At 58.7% G+C, this 22,073-nt stretch carries 1 protein-coding gene; it reads right to left on the bottom strand.

The window, feature by feature from the left end; translation table 11 throughout:
- Nucleotides 1-28: 28 nt before the first annotated feature.
- Entirely contained in the window at nt 29-21,952 is a 21,924-nt protein-coding gene (locus I6L49_RS20160) for an immunoglobulin-like domain-containing protein (RefSeq protein ID WP_216951696.1), read from the bottom strand.
- Nucleotides 21,953-22,073 lie beyond the last annotated feature (121 nt).

The following is a 22,073-nucleotide window of genomic DNA, read 5'->3' as shown; positions in this document are numbered from 1 at the left end:
GCCGCTTTTTTATTGCCCCGAGTTGGGCTTACTTGTCGATATCGAGCATGTTGTTGGTCAACATGTAATCGATCACCTGGTTGGCCGTGGTGCCAGAACCGCCCGTCAGACTGTCGAAGGTATGGTTCATCAGCACAATCTCCTGAGTCACCGGCGCAGTACTGTTCTCCTTGACTTGCAGGTGCACCCCTTCATTGTCCTGGAACACCGAGAGCAGACTCTTCAGATCAGTCGTACTGTGAGAACCATCGTGATCCAGCAGATCGCTCAGATCCAGCTTGTCTCCTTCCAAACGGTTGATGGTGCCTGACCCCTTGTTGAAGTCCATGATGTAATCCTTGGTCAGGGAGCCGGATACTGTATCTCCCTTGTTCCAGACAAAGGTATCAGCCCCTTCCCCACCAATCAGGATGTCATTACCCAAACCACCGATCAGATAGTCATTACCAGCTCCACCATCCAGCACATCGCTTCCACTCCCTCCACGCAGCGCATCTTTACCGTCACCACCGTAGAGATGGTCGTTACCCGAACCACCAAAAATGACATCAGAGCCATTTTGACCATAGATTCGGTCATCACCACCACCACCATGAGCAATATCCAGATAGGCATTGCTGTTTGCAGTGATCTTCAGATCGCTGTTTTCATTGTTGGGGTCTTGCAGTAGAAGCGAGTCGGCCCCACGGCTGAAGTTATCCACAGCCAGCTCTGCTGCATCCTGTTTCTGCTGAGCGTTGCTATCGAAACCGGATACATGGCTGTCTCCCAGATAGATAATATCGTTACCCTTACCCAGGTAGACCTTGTCGCCACCGACACCCACATCGACAACTATGCCGTTTTCAACGTGCTGCAGCGTCTTGTCGATCGGGGTGCCAGTTCCGGATGTCGACCATTGCACTTTCTGATTACTGGCTGTGGGGTCATACATCTGCACAGAGTCGATCATATCGCCCGTTGACTTGATGTCATAACCCACAACAAAGGTCAGCGTGCTTGCACTAGTGTCACCATCGAGATCTTTCAAGGTGTAACCGAAATCAAGCTTGACCGAGGGCGACACTGCAGCACCAAAGAACTGATAACTGCCGTTATCAAGATCGACAATCAACGAATGCTTGTTATCGATGTAGATAGTCAGCGTTTTGGTTGCTGCATCAAAGCTATGGCTGAGCGCGCTCGAACTGCCTGCAGTAGTAACTGTGCTGCCGTCAAAGTTATACGTCACGCCGCGGATCGTAAGTTGGCCAACAAAACCACCATCAGCACCAACTCCATATCCCTCAACACCGCTCAACAAATTACCGCCTATCGGCTGCACCACAGATTGCAACAGAATGGGTGGCAACTTGGTCACGTCCGGGACAATTACCGCATTGCCATCCACATTCAAGTAACCATCGAATGCAACTTTGTCCAGCTCGCCAGCTGGCACACTGTTCCCCATGCCGTATGCAAGCGCAGTCACCTTATTGTTCTGCAGATGTTTCGTCCATGCTGCAAGTTCACTCGCCTCAATGGTGTTGGGATTGCTGCCATCGCTACCTTCCGGTACGCCATCAGAGAGGAAATAGCTTACGTTGGAAGCTCCGGTTAACGGTCTTGCATTACTATTGCCACTCCAAAAACTCTCAGCCCATTTAATGGCGTCGTCGTAATCCGTTCCACCATTTGCAGTCAAGCCATTAATCCATCCTTTGGCCTGCTCAACAGTCATCCAGTAGATGGGGCTACCACTTGTTCCCTGATTCACAATACGTGCTTCAGAACTGAACAATACCAACTGCACCCGGGTTTGCCCTTGCGCCAGATATTGATCCAGCAACTGGTTGGCAGACTCTTTCATAACTTCCAAGCGAGTCTTTCCATTACCGGCTGCAAAGCCCATAGAACCGGAAACATCCAAAACCAGCTGTACGTTGGCACCAACTTTGGTTTCTGACTCCACGGCATGGAAGATCGGGCCAGCAACCGGTACATCGTCACGCACAGCCAAGTCAAACGAGCCAGTCGCAGTCTCAGCTCCAGACTTGCTTACCTCATAGTTGACGGTAAAGCGCAATTCGTCCTGGCTGGTCAACACTGTGCTCTGGCCATCTACTGTGTGGCTAAGCGGCTTGAGCAGAGTAAAGGTGTAGCTCGGTGGATTGGCACTGTTATCCACCGTCACGGTAAAGGCTACATTGGCGGGGTTGTTACCAAAGTACCCTTTGAGCCCGGCGCCATCCTGAACAACATTGACCGGCTGACCATCAATACCCGTCACCCCGCTCAGACCCGTAATGCCAACAAGTTTGAGTTGTACGCCAGAGACATTGCCACCACTGCCATCAGTCACCTGCAGCGACTGAGTCACAGAAAGCGGGCCGCTAGCAGGCATACCCACAGGCTCAGGCAAGTGTGCATTTCCGCCAGACAAACCATCTTCATCAACCAGACCATTGCCCAATCGCACAGAGAGATCGTTGTCAGTAATCGTTCCGGCTCCGGTCGCACCACCTACTGTCAGAGTCAAGGTTTCAGTCTGTTCTACCAGCTTGTCATTCACTGTCGGCACTGACACGGTAAAGCTCGTCACACCGGCTGGTACTGAGATTTTGCCTGTGCTGCTGTTATAGGTAACACCGTGACTGAACTGCAGAGTTCCCCAGTCAGAGTTAGAGGCAGCATGAGTACCACTGCCCGCGATTGAGAGGCTGTACTCAGTCACTACATTAGTCGCACCACTCAAGGTCACAACATGCTGCAAGGTAGCCCCTTCAACCACAGCGGCACTCGATACGCCGGTTACATCAGGGCGCGCCAGCGGGTTGACAGCAAAGCTGCCTTGCGAGCCGTCACCGTCCCGATCATAGGCCTTGAAGGTGAAGTCGATGTCGCCATCACCAACCGGACGCTGCATCTCTGCATACTGGAAGAATTCCCACTTGCCCGTTGCAGGCGTGAATTGCATCTTGAAGATCAAGCTGCCATCACTGGCCTTGCCAACCATGCTGTTGGCACCTTCCGCGGTAATGGTAATTGCCAGACCTGCAGCCGTTTTCAGACCCGTTTCAACGGTGCCGGTAACCAGCTCCAGACGCCCTTTACCATCAGCTCCCCATTGCGGTCCCACTGTCCCCGAGCCATAGGCAATCGCCTGCGGAGTAGAGGAGCCAAGGAACTCGATAGACTTGACGGTAAAGTCGCTGTTGTCCTTGACGTTGAACGAATTGCCGTTATCGGTTGCTTTGATCACCATGGTGTCAAAACCACCCTGCTGCACTTGGAAGTTCTGGTTGTACTCTCCCCCCGCCGCATCCGACCTAAAGGGAAGTGTTGAGATCAGAACTCCATCACGGTAGAACTCGACCACGCCGCTCTCCAGCTCACCACCGAACATCTTGCTGAACTCGATCTTGGCACCGTAAGCCACAGTGCCAGCATCCAGTTTGATCACCAGCTCTTCAGATACCCCTGAGCCGTCTGCCAGTTTGCGGAAATCGACCTCGTTCTCAATATTGTGGTAAGGGGCTGTCGAGCTCTTGACACCAATGCCTTCGCCCGAGCCATTAACCAGAGCACCGGTCAAGACAGTAGACGTTGAAGAGAGGAACCCTTTAGCCGTAATGGTGAACTTGCCACCATCAATGCTGGTGCGATCCCCGCTATAACCAGTCATGCTGAACTTGCCGGTCAATACATCAGGAATACTGGTTTTCACCAGCGAAACCGCGGCAGCATCGCCAGCAATGGGGGCATCATCCTCCACAGTGATGGACAGCGAACCAATCGTAGTACTCTGACCATCAGAAACAGAGACTCCGATGTTGAGACTCAGCGTGTCCTCGGCAGTAGTCACCGGATGATCGAGGGCGCCTTTCAGAGTAACGTCATAACCCCAATCTCCTTTGGTACTACCTGCTGGTGAAGTCAGCTTGACATCAAGCACAGCCTTGTAGTCCGCACCACCCAAGGTACCGGTATACCCGGTCAACACTTTGCCTGATGCATCCCAGTTCCACTTCACATCCAGACCGCCGGACTTGAGTCCGGATGGACCTGAGAGGCTGACCGTCACACTACTGCTATCGACATCCCCCACAGTAATAGTGCCGCTGGCGATGGTCGCATTGGTGGTATCTGTATTACCTGCGTTATCAGCCAACCCGTTGGCCAGCCCCTCTTCGGACACCACCGCAGGTTTATTGATCACCACGGTAGGAGGAGCGTCGTTGTCGGTGATGGTGGCCGTGCCGGTCACGGTGCTGCTGGTGCCTGCACCGCTCAGGGTGTAGTTCTCGCTCGCCTCGAACACGGTGTCATTCACGGTGCTCACCTTGACGCTGAAGCTGCCGGTGTTGGCCGGTACCGTCACGTTGAAGGTGCCGTCTGCATTGACGTTCACAACCTGATCTACCCCGCCGATAGTGACGGTCACCTGGGTGCCGCTGAAGTCAGCCCCCTTGGTGGCCGTGCCGCTGGCCAGGGTCAGCGTCAGCGTGGTCGGGGTGCTCGAGGTGTTGGTCAACCCCACCGCAAAGCTGTTGGCATTCCCTTCCACCACAGTGTCACCCACGATGGTCGCCACCTTCGGTGCACTGTCGTTGTCGGTGATGGTGGCCGTGCCGGTCACGGTGCTGCTGGTGCCTGCACCGCTCAGGGTGTAGTTCTCGCTCGCCTCGAACACGGTGTCATTCACGGTGCTCACCTTGACGCTGAAGCTGCCGGTGTTGGCCGGTACCGTCACGTTGAAGGTGCCGTCTGCATTGACGTTCACAACCTGATCTACCCCGCCGATAGTGACGGTCACCTGGGTGCCGCTGAAGTCAGCCCCCTTGGTGGCCGTGCCGCTGGCCAGGGTCAGCGTCAGCGTGGTCGGGGTGCTCGAGGTGTTGGTCAACCCCACCGCAAAGCTGTTGGCATTCCCTTCCACCACAGTGTCACCCACGATGGTCGCCACCTTCGGTGCACTGTCGTTGTCGGTGATGGTGGCCGTGCCGGTCACGGTGCTGCTGGTGCCTGCACCGCTCAGGGTGTAGTTCTCGCTCGCCTCGAACACGGTGTCATTCACGGTGCTCACCTTGACGCTGAAGCTGCCGGTGTTGGCCGGTACCGTCACGTTGAAGGTGCCGTCTGCATTGACGTTCACAACCTGATCTACCCCGCCGATAGTGACGGTCACCTGGGTGCCGCTGAAGTCAGCCCCCTTGGTGGCCGTGCCGCTGGCCAGGGTCAGCGTCAGCGTGGTCGGGGTGCTCGAGGTGTTGGTCAACCCCACCGCAAAGCTGTTGGCATTCCCTTCCACCACAGTGTCACCCACGATGGTCGCCACCTTCGGTGCACTGTCGTTGTCGGTGATGGTGGCCGTGCCGGTCACGGTGCTGCTGGTGCCTGCACCGCTCAGGGTGTAGTTCTCGCTCGCCTCGAACACGGTGTCATTCACGGTGCTCACCTTGACGCTGAAGCTGCCGGTGTTGGCCGGTATCGTCACGTTGAAGGTGCCGTCTGCATTGACGTTCACAACCTGATCTACCCCGCCGATAGTGACGGTCACCTGGGTGCCGCTGAAGTCAGCCCCCTTGGTGGCCGTGCCACTGGCCAGGGTCAGCGCCAGCGTGGTCGGGGTGCTCGAGGTGTTGGTCAACCCCACCGCAAAGCTGTTGGCATTCCCTTCCACCACAGTGTCACCCACGATGGTCGCCACCTTCGGTGCACTGTCGTTGTCGGTGATGGTGGCCGTGCCGCTGACGCCAGCAGCGCCATTGGTGGTGATGCCATTGGCTTCGGTCACCTTCAGGCTGAAGGTTTCAGGGCCTTCGTAGACGCTGTCCTGGGTCGTGGCGACGGTCACGGTCAGGTTGGTGACACCCGCCGGAACAGTCACATCGCCATTGGTGGCCACAGTCAAGGTTTGGGTCTGACCATTGCCGTCCACATAAGTGACGGTCATGGTGCCAAGGTCGGCAGCTTCAGCAGTGCCGTACACCAGGCCGAGGTTGATGACCAGCGGTGCTTCGGTGGCATTGGACAGGCTGACATTGAACACGGCATTGCTGCCTTCATTTACGTCGCCGGCGTTGCTGACGGCCAGAGCAGGCTTGTCATTGTCCGGGGTCGAGCCAGGGCCGGTACCATCGTCTTTGATGGTGGCATTGCCGCTGACGCCAGCAGCGCCATTGGTGGTGATGCCATTGGCTTCGGTCACCTTCAGGCTGAAGGTTTCAGGGCCTTCGTAGACGCTGTCCTGGGTCGTGGCGACGGTCACGGTCAGGTTGGTGACACCCGCCGGAACAGTCACATCGCCATTGGTGGCCACAGTCAAGGTTTGGGTCTGACCATTGCCGTCCACATAAGTGACGGTCATGGTGCCAAGGTCGGCAGCTTCAGCAGTGCCGTACACCAGGCCGAGGTTGATGACCAGCGGTGCTTCGGTGGCATTGGACAGGCTGACATTGAACACGGCATTGCTGCCTTCATTTACGTCGCCGGCGTTGCTGACGGCCAGAGCAGGCTTGTCATTGTCCGGGGTCGAGCCAGGGCCGGTACCATCGTCTTTGATGGTGGCATTGCCGCTGACGCCAGCAGCGCCATTGGTGGTGATGCCATTGGCTTCGGTCACCTTCAGGCTGAAGGTTTCAGGGCCTTCGTAGACGCTGTCCTGGGTCGTGGCGACGGTCACGGTCAGGTTGGTGACACCCGCCGGAACAGTCACATCGCCATTGGTGGCCACAGTCAAGGTTTGGGTCTGACCATTGCCGTCCACATAAGTGACGGTCATGGTGCCAAGGTCGGCAGCTTCAGCAGTGCCGTACACCAGGCCGAGGTTGATGACCAGCGGTGCTTCGGTGGCATTGGACAGGCTGACATTGAACACGGCATTGCTGCCTTCATTTACGTCGCCGGCGTTGCTGACGGCCAGAGCAGGCTTGTCATTGTCCGGGGTCGAGCCAGGGCCGGTACCATCGTCTTTGATGGTGGCATTGCCGCTGACGCCAGCAGCGCCATTGGTGGTGATGCCATTGGCTTCGGTCACCTTCAGGCTGAAGGTTTCAGGGCCTTCGTAGACGCTGTCCTGGGTCGTGGCGACGGTCACGGTCAGGTTGGTGACACCCGCCGGAACAGTCACATCGCCATTGGTGGCCACAGTCAAGGTTTGGGTCTGACCATTGCCGTCCACATAAGTGACGGTCATGGTGCCAAGGTCGGCAGCTTCAGCAGTGCCGTACACCAGGCCGAGGTTGATGACCAGCGGTGCTTCGGTGGCATTGGACAGGCTGACATTGAACACGGCATTGCTGCCTTCATTTACGTCGCCGGCGTTGCTGACGGCCAGAGCAGGCTTGTCATTGTCCGGGGTCAAGCCAGGGCCGGTACCATCGTCTTTGATGGTGGCATTGCCGCTGACGCCAGCAGCGCCATTGGTGGTGATGCCATTGGCTTCGGTCACCTTCAGGCTGAAGGTTTCAGGGCCTTCGTAGACGCTGTCCTGGGTCGTGGCGACGGTCACGGTCAGGTTGGTGACACCCGCCGGAACAGTCACATCGCCATTGGTGGCCACAGTCAAGGTTTGGGTCTGACCATTGCCGTCCACATAAGTGACGGTCATGGTGCCAAGGTCGGCAGCTTCAGCAGTGCCGTACACCAGGCCGAGGTTGATGACCAGCGGTGCTTCGGTGGCATTGGACAGGCTGACATTGAACACGGCATTGCTGCCTTCATTTACGTCGCCGGCGTTGCTGACGGCCAGAGCAGGCTTGTCATTGTCCGGGGTCAAGCCAGGGCCGGTACCATCGTCTTTGATGGTGGCATTGCCGCTGACGCCAGCAGCGCCATTGGTGGTGATGCCATTGGCTTCGGTCACCTTCAGGCTGAAGGTTTCAGGGCCTTCGTAGACGCTGTCCTGGGTCGTGGCGACGGTCACGGTCAGGTTGGTGACACCCGCCGGAACAGTCACATCGCCATTGGTGGCCACAGTCAAGGTTTGGGTCTGACCATTGCCGTCCACATAAGTGACGGTCATGGTGCCAAGGTCGGCAGCTTCAGCAGTGCCGTACACCAGGCCGAGGTTGATGACCAGCGGTGCTTCGGTGGCATTGGACAGGCTGACATTGAACACGGCATTGCTGCCTTCATTTACGTCGCCGGCGTTGCTGACGGCCAGAGCAGGCTTGTCATTGTCCGGGGTCGAGCCAGGGCCGGTACCATCGTCTTTGATGGTGGCATTGCCGCTGACGCCAGCAGCGCCATTGGTGGTGATGCCATTGGCTTCGGTCACCTTCAGGCTGAAGGTTTCAGGGCCTTCGTAGACGCTGTCCTGGGTCGTGGCGACGGTCACGGTCAGGTTGGTGACACCCGCCGGAACAGTCACATCGCCATTGGCGGCCACAGTCAAGGTTTGGGTCTGACCATTGCCGTCCACATAAGTGACGGTCATGGTGCCAAGGTCGGCAGCTTCAGCAGTGCCGTACACCAGGCCGAGGTTGATGACCAGCGGTGCTTCGGTGGCATTGGACAGGCTGACATTGAACACGGCATTGCTGCCTTCATTTACGTCGCCGGCGTTGCTGACGGCCAGAGCAGGCTTGTCATTGTCCGGGGTCGAGCCAGGGCCGGTACCATCGTCTTTGATGGTGGCATTGCCGCTGACGCCAGCAGCGCCATTGGTGGTGATGCCATTGGCTTCGGTCACCTTCAGGCTGAAGGTTTCAGGGCCTTCGTAGACGCTGTCCTGGGTCGTGGCGACGGTCACGGTCAGGTTGGTGACACCCGCCGGAACAGTCACATCGCCATTGGTGGCCACAGTCAAGGTTTGGGTCTGACCATTGCCGTCCACATAAGTGACGGTCATGGTGCCAAGGTCGGCAGCTTCAGCAGTGCCGTACACCAGGCCGAGGTTGATGACCAGCGGTGCTTCGGTGGCATTGGACAGGCTGACATTGAACACGGCATTGCTGCCTTCATTTACGTCGCCGGCGTTGCTGACGGCCAGAGCAGGCTTGTCATTGTCCGGGGTCGAGCCAGGGCCGGTACCATCGTCTTTGATGGTGGCATTGCCGCTGACGCCAGCAGCACCATTGGTGGTGATGCCATTGGCTTCGGTCACCTTCAGGCTGAAGGTTTCAGGGCCTTCGTAGACGCTGTCCTGGGTCGTGGCGACGGTCACGGTCAGGTTGGTGACACCCGCCGGAACAGTCACATCGCCATTGGCGGCCACAGTCAAGGTTTGGGTCTGACCATTGCCGTCCACATAAGTGACGGTCATGGTGCCAAGGTCGGCAGCTTCAGCAGTGCCGTACACCAGGCCGAGGTTGATGACCAGCGGTGCTTCGGTGGCATTGGACAGGCTGACATTGAACACGGCATTGCTGCCTTCATTTACGTCGCCGGCGTTGCTGACGGCCAGAGCAGGCTTGTCATTGTCCGGGGTCGAGCCAGGGCCGGTACCATCGTCTTTGATGGTGGCATTGCCGCTGACGCCAGCAGCGCCATTGGTGGTGATGCCATTGGCTTCGGTCACCTTCAGGCTGAAGGTTTCAGGGCCTTCGTAGACGCTGTCCTGGGTCGTGGCGACGGTCACGGTCAGGTTGGTGACACCCGCCGGAACAGTCACATCGCCATTGGTGGCCACAGTCAAGGTTTGGGTCTGACCATTGCCGTCCACATAAGTGACGGTCATGGTGCCAAGGTCGGCAGCTTCAGCAGTGCCGTACACCAGGCCGAGGTTGATGACCAGCGGTGCTTCGGTGGCATTGGACAGGCTGACATTGAACACGGCATTGCTGCCTTCATTTACGTCGCCGGCGTTGCTGACGGCCAGAGCAGGCTTGTCATTGTCCGGGGTCGAGCCAGGGCCGGTACCATCGTCTTTGATGGTGGCATTGCCGCTGACGCCAGCAGCGCCATTGGTGGTGATGCCATTGGCTTCGGTCACCTTCAGGCTGAAGGTTTCAGGGCCTTCGTAGACGCTGTCCTGGGTCGTGGCGACGGTCACGGTCAGGTTGGTGACACCCGCCGGAACAGTCACATCGCCATTGGTGGCCACAGTCAAGGTTTGGGTCTGACCATTGCCGTCCACATAAGTGACGGTCATGGTGCCAAGGTCGGCAGCTTCAGCAGTGCCGTACACCAGGCCGAGGTTGATGACCAGCGGTGCTTCGGTGGCATTGGACAGGCTGACATTGAACACGGCATTGCTGCCTTCATTTACGTCGCCGGCGTTGCTGACGGCCAGAGCAGGCTTGTCATTGTCCGGGGTCGAGCCAGGGCCGGTACCATCGTCTTTGATGGTGGCATTGCCGCTGACGCCAGCAGCGCCATTGGTGGTGATGCCATTGGCTTCGGTCACCTTCAGGCTGAAGGTTTCAGGGCCTTCGTAGACGCTGTCCTGGGTCGTGGCGACGGTCACGGTCAGGTTGGTGACACCCGCCGGAACAGTCACATCGCCATTGATGGCCACAGTCAAGGTTTGGGTCTGACCATTGCCGTCCACATAAGTGACGGTCATGGTGCCAAGGTCGGCAGCTTCAGCAGTGCCGTACACCAGGCCGAGGTTGATGACCAGCGGTGCTTCGGTGGCATTGGACAGGCTGACATTGAACACGGCATTGCTGCCTTCATTTACGTCGCCGGCGTTGCTGACGGCCAGAGCAGGCTTGTCATTGTCCGGGGTCGAGCCAGGGCCGGTACCATCGTCTTTGATGGTGGCATTGCCGCTGACGCCAGCAGCGCCATTGGTGGTGATGCCATTGGCTTCGGTCACCTTCAGGCTGAAGGTTTCAGGGCCTTCGTAGACGCTATCCTGGGTCGTGGCGACGGTCACGGTCAGGTTGGTGACACCCGCCGGAACAGTCACATCGCCATTGGCGGCCACAGTCAAGGTTTGGGTCTGACCATTGCCGCCCACATAAGTGACGGTCATGGTGCCAAGGTCGGCAGCTTCAGCAGTGCCGTACACCAGGCCGAGGTTGATGACCAGCGGTGCTTCGGTGGCATTGGACAGGCTGACATTGAACACGGCATTGCTGCCTTCATTTACGTCGCCGGCGTTGCTGACGGCCAGAGCAGGCTTGTCATTGTCCGGGGTCGAGCCAGGGCCGGTACCATCGTCTTTGATGGTGGCATTGCCGCTGACGCCAGCAGCGCCATTGGTGGTGATGCCATTGGCTTCGGTCACCTTCAGGCTGAAGGTTTCAGGGCCTTCGTAGACGCTATCCTGGGTCGTGGCGACGGTCACGGTCAGGTTGGTGACACCCGCCGGAACAGTCACATCGCCATTGGCGGCCACAGTCAAGGTTTGGGTCTGACCATTGCCGCCCACATAAGTGACGGTCATGGTGCCAAGGTCGGCAGCTTCAGCAGTGCCGTACACCAGGCCGAGGTTGATGACCAGCGGTGCTTCGGTGGCATTGGACAGGCTGACATTGAACACGGCATTGCTGCCTTCATTTACGTCGCCGGCGTTGCTGACGGCCAGAGCAGGCTTGTCATTGTCCGGGGTCGAGCCAGGGCCGGTACCATCGTCTTTGATGGTGGCATTGCCGCTGACGCCAGCAGCGCCATTGGTGGTGATGCCATTGGCTTCGGTCACCTTCAGGCTGAAGGTTTCAGGGCCTTCGTAGACGCTGTCCTGGGTCGTGGCGACGGTCACGGTCAGGTTGGTGACACCCGCCGGAACAGTCACATCGCCATTGATGGCCACAGTCAAGGTTTGGGTCTGACCATTGCCGTCCACATAAGTGACGGTCATGGTGCCAAGGTCGGCAGCTTCAGCAGTGCCGTACACCAGGCCGAGGTTGATGACCAGCGGTGCTTCGGTGGCATTGGACAGGCTGACATTGAACACGGCATTGCTGCCTTCATTTACGTCGCCGGCGTTGCTGACGGCCAGAGCAGGCTTGTCATTGTCCGGGGTCGAGCCAGGGCCGGTACCATCGTCTTTGATGGTGGCATTGCCGCTGACGCCAGCAGCGCCATTGGTGGTGATGCCATTGGCTTCGGTCACCTTCAGGCTGAAGGTTTCAGGGCCTTCGTAGACGCTGTCCTGGGTCGTGGCGACGGTCACGGTCAGGTTGGTGACACCCGCCGGAACAGTCACATCGCCATTGGTGGCCACAGTCAAGGTTTGGGTCTGACCATTGCCGTCCACATAAGTGACGGTCATGGTGCCAAGGTCGGCAGCTTCAGCAGTGCCGTACACCAGGCCGAGGTTGATGACCAGCGGTGCTTCGGTGGCATTGGACAGGCTGACATTGAACACGGCATTGCTGCCTTCATTTACGTCGCCGGCGTTGCTGACGGCCAGAGCAGGCTTGTCATTGTCCGGGGTCAAGCCAGGGCCGGTACCATCGTCTTTGATGGTGGCATTGCCGCTGACGCCAGCAGCGCCATTGGTGGTGATGCCATTGGCTTCGGTCACCTTCAGGCTGAAGGTTTCAGGGCCTTCGTAGACGCTGTCCTGGGTCGTGGCGACGGTCACGGTCAGGTTGGTGACACCCGCCGGAACAGTCACATCGCCATTGGTGGCCACAGTCAAGGTTTGGGTCTGACCATTGCCGTCCACATAAGTGACGGTCATGGTGCCAAGGTCGGCAGCTTCAGCAGTGCCGTACACCAGGCCGAGGTTGATGACCAGCGGTGCTTCGGTGGCATTGGACAGGCTGACATTGAACACGGCATTGCTGCCTTCATTTACGTCGCCGGCGTTGCTGACGGCCAGAGCAGGCTTGTCATTGTCCGGGGTCGAGCCAGGGCCGGTACCATCGTCTTTGATGGTGGCATTGCCGCTGACGCCAGCAGCGCCATTGGTGGTGATGCCATTGGCTTCGGTCACCTTCAGGCTGAAGGTTTCAGGGCCTTCGTAGACGCTGTCCTGGGTCGTGGCGACGGTCACGGTCAGGTTGGTGACACCCGCCGGAACAGTCACATCGCCATTGGCGGCCACAGTCAAGGTTTGGGTCTGACCATTGCCGTCCACATAAGTGACGGTCATGGTGCCAAGGTCGGCAGCTTCAGCAGTGCCGTACACCAGGCCGAGGTTGATGACCAGCGGTGCTTCGGTGGCATTGGACAGGCTGACATTGAACACGGCATTGCTGCCTTCATTTACGTCGCCGGCGTTGCTGACGGCCAGAGCAGGCTTGTCATTGTCCGGGGTCGAGCCAGGGCCGGTACCATCGTCTTTGATGGTGGCATTGCCGCTGACGCCAGCAGCGCCATTGGTGGTGATGCCATTGGCTTCGGTCACCTTCAGGCTGAAGGTTTCAGGGCCTTCGTAGACGCTGTCCTGGGTCGTGGCGACGGTCACGGTCAGGTTGGTGACACCCGCCGGAACAGTCACATCGCCATTGGTGGCCACAGTCAAGGTTTGGGTCTGACCATTGCCGTCCACATAAGTGACGGTCATGGTGCCAAGGTCGGCAGCTTCAGCAGTGCCGTACACCAGGCCGAGGTTGATGACCAGCGGTGCTTCGGTGGCATTGGACAGGCTGACATTGAACACGGCATTGCTGCCTTCATTTACGTCGCCGGCGTTGCTGACGGCCAGAGCAGGCTTGTCATTGTCCGGGGTCGAGCCAGGGCCGGTACCATCGTCTTTGATGGTGGCATTGCCGCTGACGCCAGCAGCGCCATTGGTGGTGATGCCATTGGCTTCGGTCACCTTCAGGCTGAAGGTTTCAGGGCCTTCGTAGACGCTGTCCTGGGTCGTGGCGACGGTCACGGTCAGGTTGGTGACACCCGCCGGAACAGTCACATCGCCATTGGTGGCCACAGTCAAGGTTTGGGTCTGACCATTGCCGTCCACATAAGTGACGGTCATGGTGCCAAGGTCGGCAGCTTCAGCAGTGCCGTACACCAGGCCGAGGTTGATGACCAGCGGTGCTTCGGTGGCATTGGACAGGCTGACATTGAACACGGCATTGCTGCCTTCATTTACGTCGCCGGCGTTGCTGACGGCCAGAGCAGGCTTGTCATTGTCCGGGGTCGAGCCAGGGCCGGTACCATCGTCTTTGATGGTGGCATTGCCGCTGACGCCAGCAGCGCCATTGGTGGTGATGCCATTGGCTTCGGTCACCTTCAGGCTGAAGGTTTCAGGGCCTTCGTAGACGCTGTCCTGGGTCGTGGCGACGGTCACGGTCAGGTTGGTGACACCCGCCGGAACAGTCACATCGCCATTGATGGCCACAGTCAAGGTTTGGGTCTGACCATTGCCGTCCACATAAGTGACGGTCATGGTGCCAAGGTCGGCAGCTTCAGCAGTGCCGTACACCAGGCCGAGGTTGATGACCAGCGGTGCTTCGGTGGCATTGGACAGGCTGACATTGAACACGGCATTGCTGCCTTCATTTACGTCGCCGGCGTTGCTGACGGCCAGAGCAGGCTTGTCATTGTCCGGGGTCGAGCCAGGGCCGGTACCATCGTCTTTGATGGTGGCATTGCCGCTGACGCCAGCAGCGCCATTGGTGGTGATGCCATTGGCTTCGGTCACCTTCAGGCTGAAGGTTTCAGGGCCTTCGTAGACGCTGTCCTGGGTCGTGGCGACGGTCACGGTCAGGTTGGTGACACCCGCCGGAACAGTCACATCGCCATTGGTGGCCACAGTCAAGGTTTGGGTCTGACCATTGCCGTCCACATAAGTGACGGTCATGGTGCCAAGGTCGGCAGCTTCAGCAGTGCCGTACACCAGGCCGAGGTTGATGACCAGCGGTGCTTCGGTGGCATTGGACAGGCTGACATTGAACACGGCATTGCTGCCTTCATTTACGTCGCCGGCGTTGCTGACGGCCAGAGCAGGCTTGTCATTGTCCGGGGTCGAGCCAGGGCCGGTACCATCGTCTTTGATGGTGGCATTGCCGCTGACGCCAGCAGCACCATTGGTGGTGATGCCATTGGCTTCGGTCACCTTCAGGCTGAAGGTTTCAGGGCCTTCGTAGACGCTGTCCTGGGTCGTGGCGACGGTCACGGTCAGGTTGGTGACACCCGCCGGAACAGTCACATCGCCATTGGCGGCCACAGTCAAGGTTTGGGTCTGACCATTGCCGTCCACATAAGTGACGGTCATGGTGCCAAGGTCGGCAGCTTCAGCAGTGCCGTACACCAGGCCGAGGTTGATGACCAGCGGTGCTTCGGTGGCATTGGACAGGCTGACATTGAACACGGCATTGCTGCCTTCATTTACGTCGCCGGCGTTGCTGACGGCCAGAGCAGGCTTGTCATTGTCCGGGGTCGAGCCAGGGCCGGTACCATCGTCTTTGATGGTGGCATTGCCGCTGACGCCAGCAGCGCCATTGGTGGTGATGCCATTGGCTTCGGTCACCTTCAGGCTGAAGGTTTCAGGGCCTTCGTAGACGCTGTCCTGGGTCGTGGCGACGGTCACGGTCAGGTTGGTGACACCCGCCGGAACAGTCACATCGCCATTGGTGGCCACAGTCAAGGTTTGGGTCTGACCATTGCCGTCCACATAAGTGACGGTCATGGTGCCAAGGTCGGCAGCTTCAGCAGTGCCGTACACCAGGCCGAGGTTGATGACCAGCGGTGCTTCGGTGGCATTGGACAGGCTGACATTGAACACGGCATTGCTGCCTTCATTTACGTCGCCGGCGTTGCTGACGGCCAGAGCAGGCTTGTCATTGTCCGGGGTCGAGCCAGGGCCGGTACCATCGTCTTTGATGGTGGCATTGCCGCTGACGCCAGCAGCGCCATTGGTGGTGATGCCATTGGCTTCGGTCACCTTCAGGCTGAAGGTTTCAGGGCCTTCGTAGACGCTGTCCTGGGTCGTGGCGACGGTCACGGTCAGGTTGGTGACACCCGCCGGAACAGTCACATCGCCATTGGTGGCCACAGTCAAGGTTTGGGTCTGACCATTGCCGTCCACATAAGTGACGGTCATGGTGCCAAGGTCGGCAGCTTCAGCAGTGCCGTACACCAGGCCGAGGTTGATGACCAGCGGTGCTTCGGTGGCATTGGACAGGCTGACATTGAACACGGCATTGCTGCCTTCATTTACGTCGCCGGCGTTGCTGACGGCCAGAGCAGGCTTGTCATTGTCCGGGGTCGAGCCAGGGCCGGTACCATCGTCTTTGATGGTGGCATTGCCGCTGACGCCAGCAGCGCCATTGGTGGTGATGCCATTGGCTTCGGTCACCTTCAGGCTGAAGGTTTCAGGGCCTTCGTAGACGCTGTCCTGGGTCGTGGCGACGGTCACGGTCAGGTTGGTGACACCCGCCGGAACAGTCACATCGCCATTGGTGGCCACAGTCAAGGTTTGGGTCTGACCATTGCCGTCCACATAAGTGACGGTCATGGTGCCAAGGTCGGCAGCTTCAGCAGTGCCGTACACCAGGCCGAGGTTGATGACCAGCGGTGCTTCGGTGGCATTGGACAGGCTGACATTGAACACGGCATTGCTGCCTTCATTTACGTCGCCGGCGTTGCTGACGGCCAGAGCAGGCTTGTCATTGTCCGGGGTCGAGCCAGGGCCGGTACCATCGTCTTTGATGGTGGCATTGCCGCTGACGCCAGCAGCGCCATTGGTGGTGATGCCATTGGCTTCGGTCACCTTCAGGCTGAAGGTTTCAGGGCCTTCGTAGACGCTGTCCTGGGTCGTGGCGACGGTCACGGTCAGGTTGGTGACACCCGCCGGAACAGTCACATCGCCATTGGTGGCCACAGTCAAGGTTTGGGTCTGACCATTGCCGTCCACATAAGTGACGGTCATGGTGCCAAGGTCGGCAGCTTCAGCAGTGCCGTACACCAGGCCGAGGTTGATGACCAGCGGTGCTTCGGTGGCATTGGACAGGCTGACATTGAACACGGCATTGCTGCCTTCATTTACGTCGCCGGCGTTGCTGACGGCCAGAGCAGGCTTGTCATTGTCCGGGGTCGAGCCAGGGCCGGTACCATCGTCTTTGATGGTGGCATTGCCGCTGACGCCAGCAGCGCCATTGGTGGTGATGCCATTGGCTTCGGTCACCTTCAGGCTGAAGGTTTCAGGGCCTTCGTAGACGCTGTCCTGGGTCGTGGCGACGGTCACGGTCAGGTTGGTGACACCCGCCGGAACAGTCACATCGCCATTGATGGCCACAGTCAAGGTTTGGGTCTGACCATTGCCGTCCACATAAGTGACGGTCATGGTGCCAAGGTCGGCAGCTTCAGCAGTGCCGTACACCAGGCCGAGGTTGATGACCAGCGGTGCTTCGGTGGCATTGGACAGGCTGACATTGAACACGGCATTGCTGCCTTCATTTACGTCGCCGGCGTTGCTGACGGCCAGAGCAGGCTTGTCATTGTCCGGGGTCGAGCCAGGGCCGGTACCATCGTCTTTGATGGTGGCATTGCCGCTGACGCCAGCAGCGCCATTGGTGGTGATGCCATTGGCTTCGGTCACCTTCAGGCTGAAGGTTTCAGGGCCTTCGTAGACGCTATCCTGGGTCGTGGCGACGGTCACGGTCAGGTTGGTGACACCCGCCGGAACAGTCACATCGCCATTGGCGGCCACAGTCAAGGTTTGGGTCTGACCATTGCCGCCCACATAAGTGACGGTCATGGTGCCAAGGTCGGCAGCTTCAGCAGTGCCGTACACCAGGCCGAGGTTGATGACCAGCGGTGCTTCGGTGGCATTGGACAGGCTGACATTGAACACGGCATTGCTGCCTTCATTTACGTCGCCGGCGTTGCTGACGGCCAGAGCAGGCTTGTCATTGTCCGGGGTCGAGCCAGGGCCGGTACCATCGTCTTTGATGGTGGCATTGCCGCTGACGCCAGCAGCGCCATTGGTGGTGATGCCATTGGCTTCGGTCACCTTCAGGCTGAAGGTTTCAGGGCCTTCGTAGACGCTGTCCTGGGTCGTGGCGACGGTCACGGTCAGGTTGGTGACACCCGCCGGAACAGTCACATCGCCATTGATGGCCACAGTCAAGGTTTGGGTCTGACCATTGCCGTCCACATAAGTGACGGTCATGGTGCCAAGGTCGGCAGCTTCAGCAGTGCCGTACACCAGGCCGAGGTTGATGACCAGCGGTGCTTCGGTGGCATTGGACAGGCTGACATTGAACACGGCATTGCTGCCTTCATTTACGTCGCCGGCGTTGCTGACGGCCAGAGCAGGCTTGTCATTGTCCGGGGTCGAGCCAGGGCCGGTACCATCGTCTTTGATGGTGGCATTGCCGCTGACGCCAGCAGCGCCATTGGTGGTGATGCCATTGGCTTCGGTCACCTTCAGGCTGAAGGTTTCAGGGCCTTCGTAGACGCTATCCTGGGTCGTGGCGACGGTCACGGTCAGGTTGGTGACACCCGCCGGAACAGTCACATCGCCATTGGCGGCCACAGTCAAGGTTTGGGTCTGACCATTGCCGCCCACATAAGTGACGGTCATGGTGCCAAGGTCGGCAGCTTCAGCAGTGCCGTACACCAGGCCGAGGTTGATGACCAGCGGTGCTTCGGTGGCATTGGACAGGCTGACATTGAACACGGCATTGCTGCCTTCATTTACGTCGCCGGCGTTGCTGACGGCCAGAGCAGGCTTGTCATTGTCCGGGGTCAAGCCAGGGCCGGTACCATCGTCTTTGATGGTGGCATTGCCGCTGACGCCAGCAGCGCCATTGGTGGTGATGCCATTGGCTTCGGTCACCTTCAGGCTGAAGGTTTCAGGGCCTTCGTAGACGCTGTCCTGGGTCGTGGCGACGGTCACGGTCAGGTTGGTGACACCCGCCGGAACAGTCACATCGCCATTGGTGGCCACAGTCAAGGTTTGGGTCTGACCATTGCCGTCCACATAAGTGACGGTCATGGTGCCAAGGTCGGCAGCTTCAGCAGTGCCGTACACCAGGCCGAGGTTGATGACCAGCGGTGCTTCGGTGGCATTGGACAGGCTGACATTGAACACGGCATTGCTGCCTTCATTTACGTCGCCGGCGTTGCTGACGGCCAGAGCAGGCTTGTCATTGTCCGGGGTCGAGCCAGGGCCGGTACCATCGTCTTTGATGGTGGCATTGCCGCTGACGCCAGCAGCGCCATTGGTGGTGATGCCATTGGCTTCGGTCACCTTCAGGCTGAAGGTTTCAGGGCCTTCGTAGACGCTGTCCTGGGTCGTGGCGACGGTCACGGTCAGGTTGGTGACACCCGCCGGAACAGTCACATCGCCATTGATGGCCACAGTCAAGGTTTGGGTCTGACCATTGCCGTCCACATAAGTGACGGTCATGGTGCCAAGGTCGGCAGCTTCAGCAGTGCCGTACACCAGGCCGAGGTTGATGACCAGCGGTGCTTCGGTGGCATTGGACAGGCTGACATTGAACACGGCATTGCTGCCTTCATTTACGTCGCCGGCGTTGCTGACGGCCAGAGCAGGCTTGTCATTGTCCGGGGTCGAGCCAGGGCCGGTACCATCGTCTTTGATGGTGGCATTGCCGCTGACGCCAGCAGCGCCATTGGTGGTGATGCCATTGGCTTCGGTCACCTTCAGGCTGAAGGTTTCAGGGCCTTCGTAGACGCTATCCTGGGTCGTGGCGACGGTCACGGTCAGGTTGGTGACACCCGCCGGAACAGTCACATCGCCATTGGCGGCCACAGTCAAGGTTTGGGTCTGACCATTGCCGCCCACATAAGTGACGGTCATGGTGCCAAGGTCGGCAGCTTCAGCAGTGCCGTACACCAGGCCGAGGTTGATGACCAGCGGTGCTTCGGTGGCATTGGACAGGCTGACATTGAACACGGCATTGCTGCCTTCATTTACGTCGCCGGCGTTGCTGACGGCCAGAGCAGGCTTGTCATTGTCCGGGGTCAAGCCAGGGCCGGTACCATCGTCTTTGATGGTGGCATTGCCGCTGACGCCAGCAGCGCCATTGGTGGTGATGCCATTGGCTTCGGTCACCTTCAGGCTGAAGGTTTCAGGGCCTTCGTAGACGCTGTCCTGGGTCGTGGCGACGGTCACGGTCAGGTTGGTGACACCCGCCGGAACAGTCACATCGCCATTGGTGGCCACAGTCAAGGTTTGGGTCTGACCATTGCCGTCCACATAAGTGACGGTCATGGTGCCAAGGTCGGCAGCTTCAGCAGTGCCGTACACCAGGCCGAGGTTGATGACCAGCGGTGCTTCGGTGGCATTGGACAGGCTGACATTGAACACGGCATTGCTGCCTTCATTTACGTCGCCGGCGTTGCTGACGGCCAGGGTTGGACGGTCTGCATCATCAGTGATAATCGTCTTGATTTTCGCGTCTGACAGATCCAGTTTCTCAAAACCTAAAGTACCTGCAGGCACTTGAATGCCGCTGACAGAGACCTCAAAAATTTCGTTTCCTTCATAAGTAGAGTCAACCAACGTCGCAATGCTAAACATTGCCGTCTTGCCATCGGCACCAATAACCGCCTGTGTGGTCTCGGTGATGTCAGCACCACTGGCAGTAGTGTAGGTGTAGCTCAGGGTCACGATGCTACCGACCGGTGCTGCATTGCTCAGGGTCACGGTGTAGGTCGCCGTAGCCTCGCCCTCCACCACACTGCCTGGCCCGCGCAGGGTCACGGTGGTCACGTCGCTGTCGTCCACCACGGTGTTGCTGACGCTGCCGGCGGTGGTCACGCTCTCGTAGTTGCCGCCGCTGGTACCGCTGATACTGACGCTCAGCGTCTCGTTACCCTGCTGATAGGCATCGTCGGCCCGCACCGGCACCGGCTCGCTGTTGGCGCTGCTGCTGCCCACCGGAATGGTGATCACCACCCCGTTGGAGAGGGTTACGGTCAGCGGACTGCCGGTCACCGGGCTGCTGACGCTGGCGGTGTAGACAATGCTGCCGCCCTCGGTCACGGTCTGGCCATTGGTGGCCGAGCTCAGGGTCACCGTGGTGGTATCCACGGTGTCGGCCACCTCGGTGGTCACCTTGCTGCTGGTGTCCAGCTGCTCGTAGTTGCCACCGCTGCTGCCGGTGATACTCACCGTCAGGCTGCTGCCATCTTTGTAAACGTCGTCACTCGGGGCATCGACCGTCACGCTGCCGCTCAGCTCGCCCGCCTTGATGGTGATGCTGGCGCCGTTGGACAGGGTCAACACCAGGTCACTCTGCGGGGCGTTGTTCACACTGGCGCTGTAGGTGACCTGCCCACCTTCGTTGACCTGCGCCGGTGCGCTCAGGGTCACGGTAGTGGTGTCCACAGTATCGTTAATCTGGGTTGTGGTTGAAGAACCGGTGATGATCTGGTTAAAACCACCGCCCTGAGTACCGGTGATCGAAACGGTGATCGTTGACGGGTCGACATAAGGGCTGTCTGCTGGAGCAGCAACAGTGACTGAACCGGAACTCTGGCCGACGGGAATGGTGATCACTGCACCATTTGAAAGCTGAATAACCAAGTCAGAACCAAAAACAGGTTCATCTAATGTCGCAGTAAAGGTGATAAATCCACCTTCATTCACCTGTGCATCCGCACTCAAGACAAGGTTGGCGGAGGTAAAAAGAGGATCATCTTCACCAACGGCTTCAAGCGGTGGCTCACCATTAGCGTTGTAGGTGGTATCGAAGGTGGCTTCAGCAATGGTTGCGGAACCGGTACGGTCGATGGTGACAAAACCGCCGTTGCCACTGGCACCTGCGACGCCCCCAATACCGCCACCACCGGCGGCAGGTGCTCCGCCTGCTGCAGAGGCTTCAAAGGCCTGGGTTGGGTCAGCGCCACCCAGGATCGCCTGTTGCAGGGCATTGATATCATCAGGAGTGCCAGCGGCACCATTTTGCGCCAGCTGGGGAGCATCCCCCTCTTCGGCAGGTTCACTCTGCTCGCTGGCTGGTTGCACATTGAACGACTGTCCGCCGCCCATGAAACTGGCGCCATCCGGCGACATGATCACCGACCCTTTAGGCAGCACATCACCTTCAGCCAACAGCTTCCGGCTGCCATCAGCGGCAACCAGATAAATTTGTCCTTTAAGTTGGGTTACGGTTACGCCCTGTTCCAAGGTAACGGCATTGGTGATCATGTTCTCTCCTGAATCCTGATTTGAATGCAATAAGCCACAGCCTACTTTGCAGACTGAGGGGAAAAATAACCAGCTCGAAAATTCGAAAGGATAGACCGATTTGAGGCTGAACTGTTCAGCC

Source organism: Aeromonas sp. FDAARGOS 1419 (assembly GCF_019047045.1).
In the GTDB taxonomy this organism is placed as follows: Bacteria; Pseudomonadota; Gammaproteobacteria; order Enterobacterales; family Aeromonadaceae; genus Aeromonas; species Aeromonas veronii.
Note: the sequence above shows the minus strand (reverse complement) of the source record. Positions and strands in the feature narration are given on the sequence as shown.